This is a genomic window from Marinomonas sp., assembly GCF_039940335.1.
In the GTDB taxonomy this organism is placed as follows: Bacteria; Pseudomonadota; Gammaproteobacteria; order Pseudomonadales; family Marinomonadaceae; genus Marinomonas.
The window spans coordinates 206,240-227,019 of the sequence record NZ_JBDVGW010000013.1 but is presented as its reverse complement, the minus strand read 5'-3'; the positions used below and the strand labels follow the sequence as shown (position 1 = coordinate 227,019).

The 20,780-nt window shown below is 45.2% G+C and carries 16 protein-coding genes; 9 read left to right on the top strand and 7 right to left on the bottom strand.

Annotated features, from left to right (window positions below; all coding sequences use genetic code 11):
- Nucleotides 1–25: 25 nt before the first annotated feature.
- Nucleotides 26–418 (top strand): VOC family protein, encoded by a 393-nt coding sequence (locus ABJF92_RS10685; protein ID WP_446815783.1) that lies wholly within the window; start codon nt 26–28, stop codon nt 416–418.
- A gap of 3 nt (nt 419–421) precedes the next feature.
- On the opposite strand, the gene ABJF92_RS10680 is transcribed toward ABJF92_RS10685, so the two are convergent.
- The 5 genes from ABJF92_RS10680 to ABJF92_RS10660 form a co-directional block, all read right to left on the bottom strand.
- Nucleotides 422–2,380, bottom strand: a complete 1,959-nt coding sequence (locus ABJF92_RS10680) for a RecQ family ATP-dependent DNA helicase (protein WP_446815782.1) — start codon at nt 2,378–2,380, stop codon at nt 422–424.
- On the bottom strand, nt 2,377–3,387 hold the full coding sequence (locus ABJF92_RS10675) for a serine/threonine protein kinase (RefSeq protein ID WP_446815781.1): 1,011 nt from the start codon (nt 3,385–3,387) through the stop codon (nt 2,377–2,379). The genes ABJF92_RS10680 and ABJF92_RS10675 overlap by 4 nt, the downstream gene beginning before the upstream one ends.
- 116 nt (nt 3,388–3,503) lie before the next feature.
- Nucleotides 3,504–5,528, bottom strand: coding sequence for a glycogen debranching protein GlgX (gene glgX, locus ABJF92_RS10670; protein ID WP_446815780.1), 2,025 nt, complete (start codon nt 5,526–5,528; stop codon nt 3,504–3,506).
- A gap of 18 nt (nt 5,529–5,546) precedes the next feature.
- Nucleotides 5,547–7,736 (bottom strand): 1,4-alpha-glucan branching protein GlgB, encoded by a 2,190-nt coding sequence (glgB, locus tag ABJF92_RS10665; protein WP_446815779.1) that lies wholly within the window; start codon nt 7,734–7,736, stop codon nt 5,547–5,549.
- 26 nt (nt 7,737–7,762) lie between these two features.
- Nucleotides 7,763–10,894, bottom strand: a complete 3,132-nt coding sequence (locus tag ABJF92_RS10660) for a glycoside hydrolase family 15 protein (protein WP_446815778.1) — start codon at nt 10,892–10,894, stop codon at nt 7,763–7,765.
- Between the two features lie 244 nt (nt 10,895–11,138).
- Here ABJF92_RS10660 and ABJF92_RS10655 point away from each other — a divergent pair, with 244 nt between their 5' ends.
- The 4 genes from ABJF92_RS10655 (at nt 11,139) to ABJF92_RS10640 (ending at nt 15,137) form a co-directional block, all read left to right on the top strand.
- Nucleotides 11,139–11,567 (top strand): YqaA family protein, encoded by a 429-nt coding sequence (locus ABJF92_RS10655; protein ID WP_446815777.1) that lies wholly within the window; start codon nt 11,139–11,141, stop codon nt 11,565–11,567.
- 41 nt (nt 11,568–11,608) lie between these two features.
- Nucleotides 11,609–12,316 carry an SPOR domain-containing protein gene (locus ABJF92_RS10650; protein WP_446815776.1) on the top strand — a complete coding sequence of 236 codons (708 nt, stop codon included), beginning with the start codon at nt 11,609–11,611 and terminating at the stop codon, nt 12,314–12,316.
- A 186-nt stretch (nt 12,317–12,502) separates the two neighbouring features.
- The gene (gene acs / locus ABJF92_RS10645) at nt 12,503–14,461 is read left to right on the top strand and encodes an acetate--CoA ligase (RefSeq protein WP_446815775.1); all 1,959 of its coding nucleotides are present in this window, start codon (nt 12,503–12,505) and stop codon (nt 14,459–14,461) included.
- 28 nt (nt 14,462–14,489) lie between these two features.
- Nucleotides 14,490–15,137: a LuxR C-terminal-related transcriptional regulator gene (locus tag ABJF92_RS10640; RefSeq protein ID WP_446815774.1), complete on the top strand. Its 648-nt coding sequence runs from the start codon at nt 14,490–14,492 to the stop codon at nt 15,135–15,137.
- Between the two features lie 10 nt (nt 15,138–15,147).
- Here ABJF92_RS10640 and yidD read toward each other — a convergent pair whose 3' ends face one another.
- On the bottom strand, nt 15,148–15,402 hold the full coding sequence (yidD, locus tag ABJF92_RS10635; protein WP_446815773.1) for a membrane protein insertion efficiency factor YidD: 255 nt from the start codon (nt 15,400–15,402) through the stop codon (nt 15,148–15,150).
- A 104-nt stretch (nt 15,403–15,506) separates the two neighbouring features.
- On the opposite strand from yidD, the gene ABJF92_RS10630 reads away from it, so the two are divergent.
- The 3 genes from ABJF92_RS10630 to ABJF92_RS10620 are packed head-to-tail and all read left to right on the top strand — an operon-like array spanning nt 15,507 to nt 19,319.
- The gene (locus ABJF92_RS10630; RefSeq protein WP_446815772.1) at nt 15,507–16,382 is read left to right on the top strand and encodes a prephenate dehydratase; all 876 of its coding nucleotides are present in this window, start codon (nt 15,507–15,509) and stop codon (nt 16,380–16,382) included.
- On the top strand, nt 16,379–18,400 hold the full coding sequence (locus ABJF92_RS10625; protein WP_446815771.1) for a TonB-dependent receptor plug domain-containing protein: 2,022 nt from the start codon (nt 16,379–16,381) through the stop codon (nt 18,398–18,400). Before ABJF92_RS10630 ends, ABJF92_RS10625 begins: the two co-directional genes overlap by 4 nt.
- A 52-nt stretch (nt 18,401–18,452) precedes the next feature.
- Entirely contained in the window at nt 18,453–19,319 is an 867-nt protein-coding gene (locus tag ABJF92_RS10620; RefSeq protein WP_446815770.1) for a hypothetical protein, read from the top strand.
- A gap of 12 nt (nt 19,320–19,331) precedes the next feature.
- On the opposite strand, the gene ABJF92_RS10615 is transcribed toward ABJF92_RS10620, so the two are convergent.
- Nucleotides 19,332–20,090: an alpha/beta fold hydrolase gene (locus ABJF92_RS10615; protein WP_446815769.1), complete on the bottom strand. Its 759-nt coding sequence runs from the start codon at nt 20,088–20,090 to the stop codon at nt 19,332–19,334.
- 81 nt (nt 20,091–20,171) lie between these two features.
- On the opposite strand from ABJF92_RS10615, the gene ABJF92_RS10610 reads away from it, so the two are divergent.
- The gene (locus tag ABJF92_RS10610; RefSeq protein ID WP_446815768.1) at nt 20,172–20,777 is read left to right on the top strand and encodes a CDP-alcohol phosphatidyltransferase family protein; all 606 of its coding nucleotides are present in this window, start codon (nt 20,172–20,174) and stop codon (nt 20,775–20,777) included.
- The last annotated feature ends 3 nt before the right edge of the window (nt 20,778–20,780 follow it).

Sequence of the window (20,780 nt, the reverse complement as noted above, 5' to 3'; positions counted from 1 at the left end):
TAACAAAGGAAAAGACACGGGTATTATGATTAGCCACATAGACCATATTGTTTTTACAGTTTCCGACATTGAGCGTTCATCGAACTTTTATCAGCAAGTATTAAATATGCCAGTAATCTCCTTTGGCGAGCAGCAATGTGCGGTTCGTTTTGGTGAGCAAACTCTCTATTTGCAACGCCTAGGAGATGAAGTGCGTCATCATGCTATGGAAGGCGCGGGGAATGTAGGTTTCGTCTCTGATTGGCCGATGAAGGATATTCTCTCTCACCTGCAAAAACACCAAGTGGTGGTGTTGGAAGGCCCAGTGGAAAAACAAGGCCCGCTCGGTGTCATGTCTTGTGTCTATCTAAATGATCCAGATAACAATCTTATTGAAATTCGAGTGCCTGTTGCGACAACGTCAGGCACTAATGATTGATGGCTAAGGGTTCTGTAACGCCTTTTCCACCGATTCCAATACTTGGCGATAGCGCCATTCCTCATAGTTTCCAAAGCCTGGCAATTGTCGGGCTTTTATTTTCGTAAGCAGTGGTTGGGTTAATCCTGTTAAAAATCTTGTATAGAGTACGGTGCTTGGGACTTTGGTTGGCTGGTAAGCCTCTAATGCTCGTTGAAGCCCTTGCATAAGGGGCAGAATCTCTTCCACTGGTAGGGCGTGCTGGGCTGATTGAGCGCTGAAAACCAAAGGTTTACCTCGACAAACCGAGCAATGACCGCAGTGTGATGGGGCATCTTGATCACCAAAGTAACGTGCTAGATTATGGTTGAGGCAACGCTCTAGCTGGAAAAAACGAATCATGGTGGCGATACGTTCAATTTCTGCTGTTTGCTTGTCTTCTACATAGCCTTGCAATTGCTTGATAAGCTGAGCAATTTGGTCCTTGTTTAAAGCAGCCTGATAGACCTCAGTTAAACCTTTGCTTTCTAAAATTAAGCTTTCTTGGTCGGCTGCGTATTCTAAAACTTGCAGCACATCGTTTCGAGATAGTCCTGCCTTTTCAAACAGCTGGGTAAAGTCCGGTGTCCCCCATATTTTCTTAAAATGAGTGGCGTTAGCGATGGCGATAAAGGTCTCCTGCATACTCTCTGGCAATCGGCCCGTTATGCTATCGAGATCCGTGAGCCACTTGATACGTACATCGGCATAGTAGCTGTATTGAGGGTTCATGACGTTCAGCAGCTCTAATTGCACTAACAAGGTTTTTAATGGCAGGCTGCGAATATTGGTTTGAGTCGACAAACTGTGTAGTTGTGTTTCCCAGCTTCTCCCTCCATGGCTAAGCGTGCTTTGCTGATCAATTAAGTAAAGTAACTGCGCTATGTCTTGGGCCTCGGGAGTATCTCCATAGACAAAGTTTTCTAAGGTGTTAAGCCCTTCTAAGCTAGCCAGCAAAACACAGCGACTGGCTTGATTGTCACGACCCGCACGGCCAATTTCTTGGCTGTAGTTTTCAATGGATTTGGGAAGATCATAATGCACCACAAGACGAATATCTGATTTGTCTATGCCCATACCGAAGGCAATGGTCGCCACGATTATTTGAGTTTCATCAGCCATGAACTGCGCTTGTATTTGGCTTCGCAGTTCATTGCCCAACCCAGCATGATAAGCCGCGGCAGAATGGCCATCGGCTGCTAGTTGTTGTGCAATGTCTTCGGCAGCTTTCTGCTGAGTAACATAAACAATACTCGGCCCAACGCTTTGGTTGAGTACCTGCTTGAGTAGAGAGTACTTTTGAGCCACCTGAGCTGGAATTAATTCAATGTCTAGGTTGGCCCGATAGAAGCCTGTTTGCACTATGTGCTGAGGTTGAATCGAAAATTTCTGAGCCATGTCTTTTTGCACTCGGCGGGTCGCCGTCGCTGTCAGTAACAGCACCAAAGGAATCGCCAGTTGTTGCTGGTAGTGGGGCAATTTAAGGTAATCAGGGCGAAAGTTATGGCCCCATTCGGAGATGCAATGGGCTTCGTCAACCACCAGCATTGAAATGGCAATATTATTAATAAAGCGACGGAAACGCTCGTTTTTAAAACGCTCCACGGAGATCATTAAAATTTTTATTTCGCCAGATCGAACTCGCGCCATCACGTCTTGGCTGGTAGCTTTGTCTTGACTGGAATCTAAACTGGCTGCGGCAATGCCTTTGCTGTGTAAAAAAGCCAGCTGGTCATGCATTAGAGCAATAAGCGGGGAGATCACCAGAGTAAGATGAGGCAATTGAGTGGCCGTAAACTGATAACACAGGGACTTACCCGATCCAGTGGGAAACACAGCTAAGGAAGAATGGCCGTCTAACAGTTGATTGATGGCTTGCTGTTGGCCTTGGCGAAATTCACTAAAGCCAAAGTGTTTCTGTAGGGTCTCTTGCAAGGGGGTCATCGACTAATGTGCCCCCATTCCTTCTCGCAATTGGCTAGCTCGTTCAAATGGTTTAGCCAATAATCTTCACTGCCAAACCAAGGAAAAGCCCGTACAAAAGCGGGGTCGTGCCAACGACTTTGTAACCAAGCCGCATAATGAATGACTCGAACAGACTTAAATACGTCGATAAGATCCAGCTCGCGAGTGTCAAAAGGTAAATAACTCTCGTAACCTTCAATAATTTCACTTAATTGCTGACGTGGGTTTTCGGTTTGAGTCAGGTGTAACCAGATATCTTGTACCGCGACGCCGTTTTGGCAGTCGTCAAAGTCCAGTAAGTGAAACTGTCCATCATGGAGCATTAGGTTGCTGCGATGACTGTCTCCATGAATTGGGCGTAATTTGGCTGGCCAATAGGCCTTGATTCGAGCCTCACAGCGCTCATAAAGTCGCTCGATTTGTTGCTTGTAGCGATCTTTTAAGGACGCGGGCAAGTGCTTGTTTTCTAAAATTAGCGTGGCGGCAGCACGTATTTGCGCTAAGGGAGAAACACTACTGCGGTGCTGGAATGGCCGACTGGACAGACCTTCATGAACCTGACCAATAAGCTCGCCCAATTGAAAAAGCTGATCAAGATTATCCGCTTCTGGGTGTTGCCCAACTAAGCGTTTGCTTAAGCAAAAATACAGTCCTTGGTGTTTTAGCAGGCTTTTGCCATCGAATACCATGGGGGCGACCACAGGAATGCCAGAGGACGCTAGCTTAAGCAAGGTGTCGTGCTCTTCTCGAATTTGTGCCGTGCTCCAGCGTTCTGGTCGATAAAACTTGGCAATGATAGGGGAGCCCTCTTCTATACCAACTTGATAAACACGATTTTCGTAACTGTTGAGTGGATAGATGCGCGAATCGCACCACAACCCTGTGGACTCAACCGCGTCTAAAATCACATCGGGCACTAATATTGAAAAAGGGTGATCTTGCTCGTTGGTGGAGGGCTGAGTTAGCTTGTTATTGCCTGTAGACATGATGAAAGAGCTCTAAATAGGGTGAAACGAAGTTAAATCGTAAAGGGTCATAACCCCATGATCTTACCCCGTCACGTTTTACGGATTGGGTAAGATCATGGAATAGTTTGCTTAGGTTAAAATTGAGCAACCATAACGCCTCGATATTGGCATTCAATATGATCTGTGTGTAAATGCATACCAGGGGTGCGATAAAGTACTTTGAGTTGCTGCACAGGGCAAGGAGGCATGGCTTGAAGGGGAATGTCTTCGCGATAAAACACTAGCCACAATCGGCTTGTGTGATCCGCCGAGGTTAGGGTTAAGGCAAGATAATCCCGCTCAGCTTCATTCCAGTCGTCGCTACTCATGGGCAAACCTTGCTCGTTTAGCCATGTGATCTGGTCGGCGGTTTTAAATTGATACAGGGCATCGTCCGCAAGGTGAATTTCCGCCAGGATAGGGTGCTGTTTGCGTAACTGAGTCAGTTGACTAATGGTGTCTTGCAACGCGCTGCGCGCTTGTGTGTCTTGCCAGTTGAACCAGGTGAGCTCATTGTCTTGGCAATAAGCATTGTTGTTGCCTTGCTGACTATGGGAAAGTTCATCCCCACCCAGAATGTGCGGCGTGCCTTGGCTGAGCAGTAAAGTGGCCAGAAAGCAGAGTTGCTGATTCAAGCGCTTTTGCAGAATTTCTGGATTATCAGTCACCCCTTCAACCCCGAAGTTCTGGCTGATGTTGTCCCCGTGGCCATCACGATTGTTTTCCATGTTGGCGAGGTTATGACGACGGTGATAAGACACCAGGTCATTCATGGTGTAGCCATCGTGATAGGTGATGTAATTTACCGAGTGTAGGGCGCTGCGATGGCCTTTGTGAAAGTAATCCCGCGAACCCATGAGGCGCGTGGCAAATTGTGGTACGAGTCCTTCATCACCACGCCAAAAGCGGCGCATGGTATCTCGATATTGATCATTACACTCGAAAAAACCGCGAGGAAATTGTCCCACTTGATAACCATTTGGGCCAATGTCCCAAGGCTCCATGACTAAGCAAATATTGCTCAGTATTGGGTCTTGTAAAATTGCTTGTAGGAGCGGGGCTTTCGGGGAAAAATCATGGTCGGTACGGCCAAGATCCACCCCAAGATCAAAGCGGAAACCATCTACCCCCAGAGTTTCGACCCAGTAGCGCATGCTGTCACAGATGAGTCGAATGCTGGCCGGACTATAGGTGTCGACACAGTTACCACAGCCTGTGTAGTTTAAATATTTGCCTTCTTGGTGGCGATAATAGTGGCGATTGTCTAACCCTCGATAACAGACGCTTGACTGGTCCATATCGCTTTCTGCGGTATGGTTGTAGACCACATCTAGAATCACTTCGAACCCTGCGGCTCTTAAGCCATCTATCATTTGTTGGAATTCTAAGGTGGCGTCTTGATAAGCGTAGGATGGCTCGACGGCAAAAAAACTGATTGGGTTGTAGCCCCAATGATTATGCAGGCCAAGTGCGTGCAAATGGCGTTCGTGTGCAAAACTAAAGCAGGGCATGAGTTGAATGGTGGTGATGCCAAGTGTTTGTAAATGCTCTATGCCTAGATCGCTGATGACACCAAGGTAGGTACCTTTTAAGTGTTCCTCAATGGGCATTTGTTGGCTAAAACTTTTAACGTGTAACTCATATAAAACCCGGCTAGCAGCACTTATCTTGACTCGCTCTGGACGATCGTTGCTTGACTCAATGGTTTGAACAATCGACTTGGGAACACAGTAGGCGGAATCTTGGGTATTGATTTGACCATCGTTAGATACCGCGGCTTGATCTTCATGCCAAGTTAATTTGCTGCTCAGGACTTTAGCGTAAGGATCAATCAATAATTTATGGACATTAAAGATCTGCATTTGCTCAGGCACAAAAGGCCCTTCGGCTCTCAGGCCGTATTTTTGTCCGGCTTTAAGGCCAACCACTTCCATGTGCCAAATGCCCCTTTGCTTGGTAACAAAAGGCAGCCTTTCTAGTTCATTTTCACTCTCATCAAATAAACACAGGTAGAGGGTTTGAGCGTCTTCGGAAACCACGGCGAAATTAACCCCTTGCGGGGTCACGGAAGCCCCTAAAGGAAAAGGTTGGCCGAGATTAATTGTGTAAGTGTCGCTCATTAGAAACCCTCGGGTAGTTTATTTGTCGCCAAGCCATTTTAATAAGATGCCTGCCAAAGGCGGCACTTGTAGCTCAATGCTCTGGTTTTTGCCATGGCTAGCAATGTTAGCGGTGATAAATTCGTCCGTTTTCACATAGCCACTGCCGGCATATTCTGAGCTGTCTGAGTTGAAGATCACTTGATAACGTCCCGGTTGAGGCACACCAATACGGTAGTTGCCTTGTGGCACAGGGGTGAAATTCACGACAGCAATGGAGTGTTCAAGACCGCATTTAGATTTGCGTACAAAGGCCAAAATACTGTTAGCACTGTCATCGTGACTGATCCACTCAAAACCGTGACCGGAATGGTCGAGATGCAAAGACGCTTCACTTTGGTAAAGGTGGTTTAAATCTTTGCTGAGACGATGCTGGCCTTGATGGTAATCTATCTCTAATAGGTGCCAATCCAGCGAGCGCTCGTGGCTCCATTCTTGGCCTTGGGCAAACTCGTTACCCATGAAATTGAGTTTTTTCCCGGGATGAAAAAACATATAACTTGAAAATGCTCGTAAGTTGGCGAATTTCTGCCAGGCATCTCCGGGCATTTTTTCTATCATTGAGCCTTTGCCGTGTACTACTTCGTCATGGGAAATAGGTAGAACAAACTGCTCGTCAAAGGCATATACCATACTAAAGCTCAGTTCACCTTGATGGTATTGGCGATGCACTGGGTCTTTTTTCATGTATTCCAAAGAGTCGTTCATCCACCCCATATTCCACTTAAAGCCAAAACCTAGGCCATCCATGTAGGTCGGTTTGGATACTCCTGGGAAGGCAGTGGATTCTTCCGCCACGGTAAAGCAACGCGGGTGGTTCAGGTACACGGTTTCGTTCAAGCGACGTAGGAAGCTGATGGCTTCATAGTTGTGATTGCCGCCGTCTTTATTAGGAATCCACTCACCCTCTTCACGAGAGTAATCGAGATACAACATAGAAGCCACGGCATCGACGCGTAAGCCATCAATGTGGAATTCTTCTAGCCAATACACAGCATTACTGATCAGGTAATTCACCACATGATCTTTACCAAAGTCATAGATGAGAGAGTTCCATTCAGGGTGCCAGCCCTTTTTCGGATCGGGATATTCATATTGTTTTGAACCGTCGAAATTGGCCAAGCCATGACTATCTGCTGGGAAGTGGGCAGGTACCCAATCCATGATGACGCCAATATTGGCTTGGTGCAGCGCATCGACTAAGGCTTTAAACTCTTCTGGTGTGCCAAAGCGTGAGGTCACTGCATACAAGCCAACTGGCTGATAACCCCAAGAACCGTCAAAAGGGTATTCAGTGACAGGTAAGAGTTCCACATGGGTGTAGCCCATACGGGTCACGTAGGGCACTAATTCATCGATCAGCTCCACATAACTTAACGGCTGGTTGTCTTCCTTACGACGCCATGAACCTAGGTGTAATTCGTAGATGCTCATAGGGGTTTCGTACAGGTCTACGACAGGGCGCTGGGTCCACTTATCGTCTTGCCATAAATGCTTGTTATCAAAACAGGTAATGCTGGCAAAAGATGGGTACTGCTCAATGCTTTGGGCATAAGGATCGCTGCGATGGGGCAGTAAGTCTCCATTATTTGCGCGGATTTCAAACTTGTAGCGGGCCCCATGATTTACATCTGGAATAAACAAGCGCCAAATACCATCACCATTACTGGACATGGGGTGAATGCGACCATCCCAACCATTAAATTCACCCACTACAGCAACGGAGCGAGCCGCAGGGGCGTACACCGCAAAGCGCGTACCATTGATAGTCAGTGTGGCGTTGATCTTAGCGCCAGTTTGGATAGCTCCTTGGCTCTTGTAGAGATTGGCCTGATGGTGCTCCGGGTCGTTAAAGGTGGTTTCGGCAAACTGATAGGGGTCAACAATAGTGAAGCTGTGTTGGTCAAATTGTATCTTCAAACGGTAATGAAAGGGTTTGGTTTTGGTCGGCCAATGGTAATGGAAAAGTCCTTCTTCGTTCACCGCTTGCATCGTGCCTAAACTGCTGTCACTGTCTATTGCCAATACTTCAATTGCTAATGCTTGTGGGTACCATGCAGTTAATTCAAGCCCTTTTTTGGTCGACTTGTGTAATCCTAAGCAGCCAAAAGGGTCAGCACAACGAGCCTGTGTAAGGTCGTTGATCAGCGTGTTTTTTAGTATATCCATTCACTTCTCCAGCTTGCTTTTAATAATTATGGCTGCTTGTCTTGTGTGTATTGTTGACTGTGTAATTTACTCACCGCCCATTTGAGATAACGATTCACCTTGCTTAAGGTCAACTGGGCAAATTCATCTAAGGCACCATCGGCCAAACCTTCTTCTGGATGGTTGGCTTGATATTGTTCACTGTGATCCATCGCGGCTTTGGACACCAGCACAGGCAAGTTCACTTCTTGATGGAACTGACAATCCTTATGTTGTTGGCAGAACTGAATGAAAGCATATAGAGCCTCAAAAATCAGGCTCTTATACCAGCTTGGGTGTATGTTTGAGGTTAATGACTCAATCAATATAGCAAAGCTATCTTCTCCCGGTGTCATGGAGTTGATAGCACGTTTACAATCTAGAGTGGTATTACTTTGCAAATCCCCAAACACTATCGTGTCCACATTACTTAAGCTTTCCCATAATTGCGCCAACATCGCATCAGGCAGTTTGGTAATCATGCCTTGTTCAGAGCGCCAGTCGAACCAATCCACGTCTTTAAGGCTCTTATTGTTGCTGTCTAAGCTGTCGTGGTAATGCACATGATTAGTAACATAGCTGAACTCATCGTTTTTATCTTCTAATACTTGCTTAAGGGTCTCATAAAGTTGGCTTGGTGAAACTTGGGCGAGTACTTCAAACATGGACTCATGTTCTTCTGGGTCAAATTTACGAGCACACAAAGAAATTAAGTTTTGAATGCGGATCGTGCGTACCCCGTAGAAGAAATCTGGTTGTACCTTGATCAAGGTACCAACAATGGCGATGACTTCATGGGCTATGACTAAGTTGAGGGGCGACCCCGAGGCCTTCTTGAGAACACTGAGTATTTCATCTTGATGCAAAGGAGAGCTAATAGTGACTTCTGTCTGTGGTGTTTCCCCAATTACTAATTGACGTTGTCGAACGGTAATGTCGGCAATGTAAGTGGCAAGATCAGTAGAAGGATTAATAATTTGCGAAAACAGTAGGCGTGCAGTGCGCCACTCTTCAAGAAAAAGAGCTTGTATGTAAACTGAGTTCAGCACTCGTTGGCCAGTAATCACGGGCACAGAACCCGGGATAGCATTCATCAAGGCTTTTCTGTTACCCAACGCCATTAGGCTGGCCAAGGCATCTTCTAAACAAGGTTGTTGAGCAAGGTGTGACAATAGGGTGCTGTCATCAAGCTGTTCTACATTGGTTAAGCTCGATGGTTTGTTAAGGTCTAATGGCCAGCGCGTTTCATGATGGGGTATGTTAAGGCTTAACTGGTTGGCTAGGCTCCCCGTCGGGTTACTGATACTGCGACGGTTACCTGACTTAAAGGCATTCTTAGCGGACTGAGGAATGACACGGAACTCTTCTAATTCACGCTTTTGTAATTGGCGAATAAAGGCGAATAGCTCGTCGCTACCATGCATTTCACTGATGGCTTCATCGATTAATACCGTGAAAACGGCATTGGCCCGGTAATACCAACCTTGGGCAATGGCGGTCAATTCATTGCGTATATGGGCTTGGAATAACGCAGGATCAATTTTTCGATAATCTTTGTCTTCGTTTTGAATCCAAGATAAGCACAAATAGCTTTCTTCATTGATCCGAAAAGCCTGACAAGTGGCCAAACTGTTTAAGGCACGATTAGGACGACCTGTTAAACCTAGTGGCTCAGAGTTCCCCAGTTGGCGATACGTATGAATAAGTTGCTCAGCACTTATCGCTTTGATGGGGGCAATTTCATCAAGGGTTTGGCAGAGGCAGCCAGCCGCAAGTAACTTCTCCTTGACCTTCTCGTTTTGCGCCAAAATCACCATAGACGTGGTTGCTTTATGGGCTTTATGTTGATTTCTGTGCAAACCAAGAGGGTCTAGATCATCCGTACGAATAAGTTCTTCATCCAGCATTTTACCCACCAGATACAAGCTTTGTGCCCAAACCAAGGGTAGGTTGTCGTTAGGTAAACGGGCTTGAGAACCTGGATTTTCTTTTTCCGCTAAGATGCTTTCCTGGGGGACATAGTAAAGTTCTGGTAGCAGCATTTCACCGTCTTTTTCCACCATTAATGTTTCTAGTTTATGGCGATAAAAGTTAGCGTTTTCCCAATCACGTGCGAATAAACGGTCAATGTAGAGGTAGGTGAAAAATAATGGCCATTCAGATTCTATGTGCTCAAAGTTGATGAGTTCATCGTATTCATAATAAATACGGCTTTGATCTTCGAGTACAGATTGGTGTCCATCCAGCAAGAAGCGTTTACAGCCGTATTCGCCGCCTAATTTGCTGATGATCTCTTTACGAGTACGGTGGGTGAGTTTCTCGTTATTAACGGCAAAAGCTGGGTAACTGATAATACTCAATACCGCTGCATCCACTTCTTTGGAGCGAGACTCTTTTGGAAGTAGAGACTCAAGTACGGAACCAGCTCGGGCTACTGCATCTGGGAAGGAATGGATAACAGACCATTCTGGACCATCTTCACCGAATAGGTTTAGACCGTCTAGGGCCTCCATGGCCGCTTTTGCCATGCCTACTGAGCTGGCATTGATTTCCGCCTTACCATTGTTGACCTTATTACCGCGTTCCCAAATACCGTAATCTGGGGTGCGGTAGGTGCGTGAAATGTAATAGATCAGGTTTTGAATAAAATTGTATTCGTCTCGGGTAAAAATAACCTTGGAGCCAGCTTTGGTCATTTGCGCCATCATCAAAAGGTAAAAGCTGGTGGCGTCAATTTGTAAGTGTCCCCAAGCATCGTCGGCAACCGCTTCTAGTCCTGTCTTAGTATCGTATTTGGCATGCAGGGCATCTTTTGGGTCGAGGCTGAATTTGAACTTCTCTACCTTGTGCGCTTGGCGCATCATGGCGAATAGTAAGCCACGCATCATTTTGATACAGGCGTACTCCAATTCATGGGTGCGTTTGTCCGGGTTTGAGGCGCGTTTATAGGCAAGGTGCAATGCCCAGACGGCCTGAATACTGTAAACGTTGTCTCGTACCCAAGCGTCCGTGTAGTTACCATGGTTGTTAATGCTGGTACTGGCTGGGAATAATCCGGTTACCGGATGTTGTCGTGAGAGTATTACCGCTTGGATGTGTTTATAAAGAGAATCTAGTTTTTCTTGCGTATCAAACGACATATAGGATCCCTTATGAAGACAAATGGCTTCAATGGTTAGTATTGCACTTAAGATACTAAGGCTATGTTAACGTAAAACTACTATACCCAATCGATCATAGGCACACAAAGCGCTTAGTTGGGTAAATTGGCTTCATTTACATTAAATTTCGATCTTCTGGGTTGTCTGGTAAAATTTTGTCTTAAATGATTATTTTAGGCTATTTTCTCCCAACCCATAATGTCAAAGCATCAGGCTGAATTCATTGAACAGTTTTATCGTTTTTATAACGGCTTTCTTTTCTGCCTCCATTTTACCTTTTGGCTCCGAAGCCGTACTTTTGTTTTATGCAAATCTTGAACCAAACAACTTACTTTTTTTATGGCTTTGGGCAACGCTTGGAAACACATTAGGGGGATTAACTAATTGGTTTTTAGGACGATTTTTAATAGGCTATGAATCTAGAAAGTGGTTTCCTATCAAGCAGGCACATAGATTGAAAGCACAGGGCGTATTTCAACGCTATGGGCTTTGGTCATTATTATTCACTTGGTTGCCTGTTGTTGGAGATGGAATTGCCTTAGTATCGGGAATGTTAGGAACAAAAATGCGCTATTTTTTACCCCTTGTTTGCATCGGGAAAGGCGCACGCTATGCGATAGTATTGTATGGACAAAATTTGTTCCTTAATTAACAGAGTCATAAATTTATAACAGTGAAGACTGGGGATATATAATGAACTTGTTGAAGGGTTGCATGGTAGTACTAGTGGGAACGAGCATAGTGGCTTGTTCGACCGATGGTCAAAATACCTTTATGGCATATCAAGATTTACAAGATATGGTGAAAGATCATGATCAAAAATGGCAGCAAGTTCAGCCACAATTAGAGCGTTTAGAAGCATTAGAGTTAGAGGTAACCGAGTTAAAAGAGAAAAATGCGGCACTGACAAACTCTGCTTCATCTGCAATGAATAGTGAAACGGCCGCTGTTAGTTCCACAGGTGTATCCTTTAGCCAACCTATTGAGTCTACTAGCATAGCATCTACTCCAGTAACGGAAGTGACTCCTGTAGCATCACCTGAACCTGTTACTGCTCCGGTCGTGCAAGCCCCTGTGATGGAAAAAACGGCTCCTGTGGCCAGCGCCCCCGTGGCAGCTACTTCCACTAGTAATTTCTACGGGGTGCAACTGGCTTCTTACAGCACCAAAGAAGAGGCTACCCGTGGCTGGCGAATTCTAAGCAAAGAGTCTCCGGAAAATTATGTTGACCTTGCCCCAAGAGTCAATACCAAGAGTATTAATGGCCGTACCATGAATCAGCTAAAAGTTGGGCCGTTTGAAAGCAAACCTTTTGCCACAGATTTTTGTAATATGCTCAAACAACAGCAAAAAGATTGTTTGGTTACCCGATACGATGGGGAACCAATTTCTAGTTATTAGTTCAGCTGGATGTTGTCCTTACTCATAAAAAAGCACTTCCATATTGGAGGTGCTTTTTTATGACACACTGATCACAGCTGTATAAATTTTCGCCATAAGACTAAAGTGGAATGGCCTGAACGGATGGATTCGTTATAGTGGTTTTAATTAAGCATCCTAACAATAAATTTAACAATGGAGCGTGACATGGAATCCAGTATAAGCAAAGCGTTACAAATGACAGCTGACAATGCAAATATCAGCCAAGCGGATTTTGAACAAAAATACCTTCAGTCGGTGAATAACCCTGACGATTTTTGGGCAGAGCAGGGCCAGCGATTAGATTGGTTTACGCCTTATACAAAAGTTAAAAACACCTCATTTGCACCCGGTAACGTAGACATCCGTTGGTTTGAAGATGGTGTGCTCAATGTAGCTTATAATTGTATTGATCGTCATCTGAAGGATAAGGCCGATAAAGTGGCTTATTATCTTGAAGGCGATGAAGAGTCTGATGCGAAACAAGCTATTACTTACCAGCAGCTCCACGATGAAGTAGGGCGTTTAGCGAATGCATTAAAGGCTCAGGGCATCAATAAAGGCGACCGTGTTGCCATTTACATGCCGATGATCCCTCAAGCGGTATACAGTATGTTGGCCTGTGCGCGTATCGGCGCCATTCACACCGTGATTTTTGGCGGCTTCTCAGCCAATGCCATTGCCGACCGTCTACAAAACTGTGATGTAAAACTTGTGATTACCGCAGACGAAGGCCGTCGTGCGGGCAACAAAGTCCCTCTTAAAAACAATGTCGATAAAGCCTTAGAAAACAATGCCTGCCCGTCCGTACAAAATGTATTGGTGTATCGCTACACACAAAAAGATGTAGCTTGGGTGGATGGGCGCGACCTTGATTGGGCTCAGGTAGTGGATTCTCAAAGTACGCAATGCCCAGCAGAACCCATGCAAGCGGAAGACCCGTTATTTATCCTTTACACTTCAGGTTCAACCGGGAAACCAAAAGGTGTGGTGCATTCCACTGGTGGCTATCTGGTGTATGCGGCCCTGACTCACGAGGTGGTTTTTGACCTTAAAGAAGACGATATTTACTGGTGTGCGGCAGATGTTGGTTGGATTACAGGTCATAGTTACATGGTCTATGGCCCGCTTGCTAATGGCGCAACCAGTGTATTGTTTGAAGGAGTTCCTACTTTCCCTAATTTCGGCCGAGTTGGTCGAGTGGTCGATAAATACAAGGTATCCATCCTTTATACTGCGCCAACCGCCATTCGTGCTTTGATGTCAAAAAGTGATGAAGCGATTTGTGATAGTTCCCGTGAAAGTTTGCGAGTGTTGGGCAGTGTGGGCGAGCCTATTAACCCAGAGGCTTGGTCTTGGTATCACTCGAAAATGGGTAACGGCAATTGTCCAATTGTTGATACTTGGTGGCAAACTGAAACGGGTGGCTTGATGATGTCACCACGTGTTGTGCAAACTCAAGTGAAGCCAGGGGCTTGTACAGGGCCTTTATTTGGAATTCAGCCTGCCTTGGTCAACGCTCAAGGTGAAATACAGGGTGCCCAAGGTGAGCAAGTTGAAGGTGGCCTTGTCATCACGGACTCTTGGCCGGGTCAAGCGCGAACCGTTTATGGGGATCATGAACGTTTTGAGCAAACTTATTTCAGCACCTTTGAGGGCATGTACTTTACGGGTGATGGAGCGTTACGTGATGCGGATGGTGATTATTGGATCACAGGTCGTATGGACGATGTATTGAATGTTTCTGGTCACCGTCTAGGGACGGCAGAAATTGAAAGTGCTTTGGTGGCACACCCTTCCATCGCGGAAGCGGCGATTGTGGGCTACCCCCATGATATTAAAGGCCAAGGTATTTACGTTTACGTAAGTACGATCGCAGGCGTGGAACCAAGCGATGAGCTGATGAAAGATTTGAAACTCTTTGTGCGCCAAGAGATCGGCCCAATTGCCACGCCAGATTTGATCCAATGGGCAACTAAGGGTTTACCAAAAACTCGTTCAGGTAAGATCATGCGTCGGATTTTGCGTAAGATAGCCGCAAATGAACATGATCAGCTAGGGGACACCAGTACTTTATCTGATCCAAGTGTGGTTGATGATTTAATCGAGAACCGTTTAAATGTATGATTAATTATACATTGTAAAAGGCAAGCTCGTGATATCACTTATTGTTGCAGATGATCATCCGTTATTTCGTAGTGCATTAACCAGTGCATTAATGGCAAAAATTGATAATCTGGTGATTGCTGAGTCGGGTGATCTCGACTCAACGCTTGATCATTTGCACAGTGATACCGAGTTTGACCTACTTCTACTGGATTTAAACATGCCGGGCAGTGGTGATCTGTATGGTTTAATCCGTATTCGTAAAGACTATCCAGAAGTACCCGTAGCGGTTATTTCCGGTAGTGAAGACAGTGAAGTGGTTGCCCGAGTGATTGAAGCGGGCGCACTAGGTTTTATTCCCAAAACCAGTGAACCTGCGACTTACGTTGCCGCAATCGATGCCATTCTCGCAGGTGAAATCTGGCTACCAGATTCCCTTCGTCAACAGCTTGAGCAATTACCCAAACCTGATTTGAATATGCAGCATAAGGTCGCCGAGCTCACGCCTCAGCAGTTTAAAGTGTTGTGCTATTTACACGAAGGTTTGCTGAATAAGCAAATCGCTTATGAATTGGACATTTCAGAAGCCACAGTGAAAGCCCATATTACGGCTATCTTCCGCAAGTTGGAGATTAATAATCGTACCCAAGCGGTATTGATTGCCAGTGATTTAAAACTACAGCTCACCCAGCGATAACCCCTAGACTTTAGGCTTGGTCATTCTTTTCAGAGGAGGAGCAACCACAGCGTTCTGGTACTGGGTCCATACCTCCTTCATGCCACGGGTGGCATTTCGACAAGCGTTTTGTCCCCAAATACACACCTTTAACAATACCGAAACGTTCTATCGCCTCTATCATGTAATGGGAGCAGCTAGGGTAAAAGCGGCAATTATTGCCCAGTAAGGGACTGATTAAAAACTGGTAGATTTTCACGAACGCAATAAAAATTCGTTTAAACATAGTGCTCTATTGTCTGCATTATTGGTCGAATGGATGGCATTTCGATGTAAAAAAAGCCCCCTTTTTGTTATCGTAAAGAAAAGCTAACAAAGAAATCATATTTTATGCCAGATTTATCTCTTACGCTTGATGCAACCAAGATTGTTGCCTATCAAGGTGAGCCGGGTGCTTACTCGCATCTCGCTTGCAATCATACCTTCCCAAACTGGAAAAGCGTCAACTGTGCCAGCTTTATAGATGCCTTGCAAATGGTTGAAAGAGGCGACGCTTACTATGCCATGATCCCTGTAGAAAACTCCACAGCTGGACGCGTTGAAGAGATCTATCGGGAATTAAGACGTACCCAACTTTATGTGGTGAAAGAGCACTTTGAACCGGTGAATCATTGTTTGATTGCACGGGAGGGCATCGCCATTGACGACATAGTAAAAGTGGGAAGTCACCCACAAGCCCTGGCTCAATGTGACGGCAATATTAAAAAAATCGGTGCCACCAGTGTGGCTATGTACGATACCGCCGGCGCGGCCAAGCATTTGGCAGAAGTAGACGAACCTGGCTTAGGGGTCATCTCTTCTGAGTTGGCGGCCAATCTTTATGGTTTAAAGGTTCTAAAGTCTAACTTTAACGACAGGTTAGGCAATACCACTCGTTTCTTGGTGTTTTCAAAGCAGCAAAAAATGCCCAGTTATGACCCTGCTCAGGTGTATATCACCTCTTTTATGTTTCGCGTGCGAAATATTCCCGCTGCTCTCTACAAAGCCATGGGCGGTTTCGCCACCTATGGCATTAACATGCTGAAACTTGAAAGTTATATGGTGAATGGCCATTTCACTGCGACGCAGTTTTATGTGGATGTGGAGGCGCATTTTCAATCTCCAGATCTACAGTCGGCGTTAGAAGAACTTAGATTTTTTTCGGAAGAGGTTCGTGTATTAGGAACCTATGTGGCAGACGATTACAGGGTGAAGCAAAGTTCATGATGGTTAGAGTATTTTCAGTTTTGTTAGGTTTGGTTAGCAGTGCTGCACTCGCAGAAGAAAACGCCCTGCTATCGTTTTATGACGATGATCAATGGCAAGATGAAGACGCTTTTGAGTTTCCTTTACCATCGGTCGTAACCCCTTCGCAAATTCCACAGCCAAGAGCGGACGTGTCTTCGACATTGTCAGTCCTTGATGGAGAATTTATCCGTCGGGTTAATGTGCAGTATGTGGAAGATTTATTGCAATTCGTGCCTGGCTTTATTGTCGCCCCCTATCACAACACCAGTGGCATTATCGCTTCATACCATGGTACTCAGCTGGACCGTTACCGCCGTATTCAAGTCTTGATCAATGGTCGCTCTGTTTACAGTACGGGTATCGCTCGGGTGGATTGGGCCTCCTTGCCTATCAATATTGAAGACGTCTCTCGTGTTGAGGTAAACCGTGGTCCGAATGCTGCCACCTATGGTGTGAACTCGTTCTTTGCCGTGGTAAACATCATTACCCGATCGCCCTTAGAAACTCTAGGGAATAGTATTTCTGCTTATTCTGGGCAACGAGGCGATTATCGCCTGTATGGCCAGCACAGTGGCTTAAATGAAGATTGGAGTTATCGTGCGTCAGCATCAAAAAGTAAGGTAAGTGGTTTTGATGAGGACTCATCTGGGGTAGCGCGTCATGACGGTCATATTCGAAAAGTAGGTAATGTCTTTATCCAAAAAGATACACAAGACAGCCATTTTGATCTCGACATAGGGGGATCGAAGGTTGTTAGTAAAGTAGACGCCGAAGACTATGGTAATGATTCCATGGATACCAATAAGCCATTGAATTACGCCGACAGAGAGCACATTAAGATTGGCTACAGTAAGCAGTTAAATAAAGAGCATGAGGTAAAATTTAAATATTACTACGACCAGTCCGAATTTCGGGAAAGGCATGAGGTCAGCTTATCGCCAGTTTTTTATTATGGGTTATTCAATCAATCTGCTTTAAGAGCCGCCAATATTGAATCGGCTTTTACGTTAGACATGGCAGAACAACGCCACGATATTGAAGTGCAAAGCATATGGACTCAAAGCGAGAAACTCAGAATTGTGACGGCTTTAGGGTATCGGAATGACCAAGCGGAATCCGATACGTATTTGTCGGGGAAAGTTACGGATGAAATCTCTCATTTGTCCAGCAATATAGAGTATCGATTAACGCCAAGTTGGATTTTTAACACAGGTTTCATGGTGGAAAGCAGCACCATGAACGATACCTACTTTTCACCGAAGGCAGGTGTAACCTATAAGCTTTCTGAGCAAGAGGCCTTACGTTTTAATGTTTCGAAAGCGGTACGTACCCCAGATATCGTCGATCAAAATTTCCATTGGACCTACACACTAGAAACTGGAGATACCTCTTTTGCAACCTATGCGTTAAATGGTGAAGAGGAAGAGAAAGTGACCTCTTATGAAGTGGGCTATTATCATCGTTGGCCACGTTTAGGCTTAACCATGGATGTTAAGCTCTATCATGATGTGGTGACGGGGCTGGCCACCAGCAGCAAGCAATTCATAACGCCATCTAGTCTCAGTGACTTACAAGATCATGTCATTGAAGAAGGAGAGACCATCGATGTGGACATTAATGGTGCTGAGCTAGAGCTTGACTGGCGAGGTCGAAATGGCGCCATCGCACGTTTTACCTATGCCCACCAGAATACCCTGTCGGATGACCACTCTTTGCAAAATTCCACCACACCTGTCATTGTATCCTTGTTCGGGAGTTTGCCGATGGGTGAAAACTGGTCGCTACAAGGCTATTATCTTTTTGCTGATAAACTATCGGACAGTGATTATGAATTGGTGAACTCTTGGTTGACTTATAAATTACCGCTAGGTGGTTACTACAAAGTCAATATGGGAATCGGCGCAGAGAAACGCATTGATAATAACTGGTTAGTTTCAGGCCGAAACGTCTTATTAGATGATAGTTATGGCTATATTTTTGCCAATATGACTTTCTAACTTGGTTGATGGGACAGTGAAAAGGATTTTTTGCTCATTACTCTTTGTGTTTATGACATGGTCTGCTTGGGCAGACATCTATGTTATTCATAACACGGAAGAAAGTACGATACGTTCTTTAACGTATCGTCTGTCTAATATGCTCTCGGTAAAGGAACCGGTGGTTCCCGTTCGCTTGCCGACTTTTTTAGCCAACACGGATTATTTCAAAGACGATGATATCTTTATTACCGTTGATCTAGAGTCCTTTCATCGAATTTGTGAATTACCCCTACCAAACGCTATGTTCGCAGCTTTTATAGGCAAAGAAGAGTACGAATTCGTTAAAGACCAATGCACTAAAGACACTTCGGCTGTCTTTAGTGGCGCGCCATTAGAAAGGCGCTTGGCGCTATTGAAGCGTATCTGGCTAGATAATAAGCCGATTTCGGTGATGTACAGTGACTCTCTAAAAGTGGATGAAGAGGCAATGAGCCGTTTGGGGGCAGAATATGGCTTTAAATTTCAATTCCAACAAACCCAAACAGATAAAGTATCGGTGCTAAGGACGGTGAACCATCTTGGAGAAAACTCTAAGGTGATTTTTTCTTTCGTAGATTCTAATCTGTATCGGGAAGATGTGGCTAAGGATGTTATAAAACTGCTGTTTAATATTCATCACGTGATGATTGGCCCTTCCTATCCTTTTGTCAGAGCGGGTGCTTTATTTGCCGTATATTCGCGTACTGATGAAAAACTTAAGCGCTTGGTGCGTATGCTGACCGCATGGCAAACAGAAAAAAACATGTTGCCAGCCAATTACCCGAGCGAATTACGCGTAAGCTTTAACCCCTATTTGATCAAAGCTTACGGTATGGTGCTGCCGACACCTGCTTCTATAAAACTGAACTTTGACCTGTGTTCAGAATCCTACTGTTAGCAACAATATCTGCTACTGCAAAAAACGTTTCAGCAAACTGGTAAAGGGCACAGGTTTTTCTGCATGTAGCCAATGACCCGTGTTCGGAATCATCTTAAAGCTCACTTGCTTGAATAAAGAGGTGATAGCATCTTGATAAGCACTGACAATATAATCTGAATTTTCCCCCTTAATAAAAAGCGTCGGAACCTCAATGGGCTCACTGATTTCAGGCTTTTTAAGAATAGTCGGATAGTTATCGGCAATGTTTGCACGAGCCATTTCCAATTGTAGCCCTGTTTCTGTCTTGACTAAATTTTTTAGCAAGAACTGACGAACGGGCAAACTGGCAACAAACTCACTTAGTATGGTATCCGCCTGCTTGCGATTACTTAGCTCCGCGTTATCAACGGCCTCAAGGCCTTTGAAAATTTCTGTGTGGCTAGCGGGGTAATCCACCGGAGCAATGTCGGCCACGATAAGTTTATAGATTGTATCGGGTGCTTGCGAGGCCATCTGCATAGCGACTTTACCTCCCATAGAATGACCCAACAAATAAAACCCATCTAAGCCTTGTTGTGCCGCCCAGTCCAGCACGGCTTGTGCCATATTAGGGTAGCTGGCATTGGCCATAGGGCTGGATTTACCGTGATTGGGTAAGTCGATGCAATGCACGCAAAAGTGCTCTGAAAGGCTCTGTGCGATAGAATGCCAGTTATCAGCATTGCCAAATAAACCATGGATGACAATAAGGTGAGGTCCTAGGGAACCATATTGCTTTGCGTGTATCATATAAAGCCTATGTATAAATATTTAGTCAGTATTGTAGCAAGTCCGATACATGTTGGCTCTTTAGAATGAGTGTATCCAGTTATGTTAGATCAGTTTTTCATTAAGCATTTAAAGCAGCCTTTGGCGAACCTTGCCCAGCAAATTGACCGTAGGGGTATCAAGGCGAATCAGATTACCTTTGCTGGCTTCTTTCTAGGCTTATTAGCCATCCCTGCCCTGAGTGTTGAGTGGTATGGCTTAGCCATGGTGTTTATTTTGCTCAATCGCCTTATGGACGGTCTAGACGGGGCGGTTGCAAGGGTGCAAGGGCCTACGGACTTGGGTGGCTACTTAGACATTACGCTGGATTTTATTTTCTACTCTGGGGTGATTTTTGGTTTTGCCCTGGCCAACACAGAGCAAAATGCTCTAGCGGCAAGTTTTGTCATTTTCTCTTTTATGGGCACGGGCAGTAGTTTTCTATCTTTTGCCATTATGGCGGAAAAGCGCAAGATCGAGCGTTTAGAGTACGGTAAAAAATCACTCTATTTTATTGGTGGTTTGGCTGAGGGCACAGAAACGATTATTTTCTTACTGCTGATCTGTGCTTTACCCGCGCACTTCACTTTGCTGGCCTATGTCTTTGGTAGTGTGTGCTGGATTACGACAGTGACACGCATTTATGCAGGTTATCGAACTCTGAAGTGATCT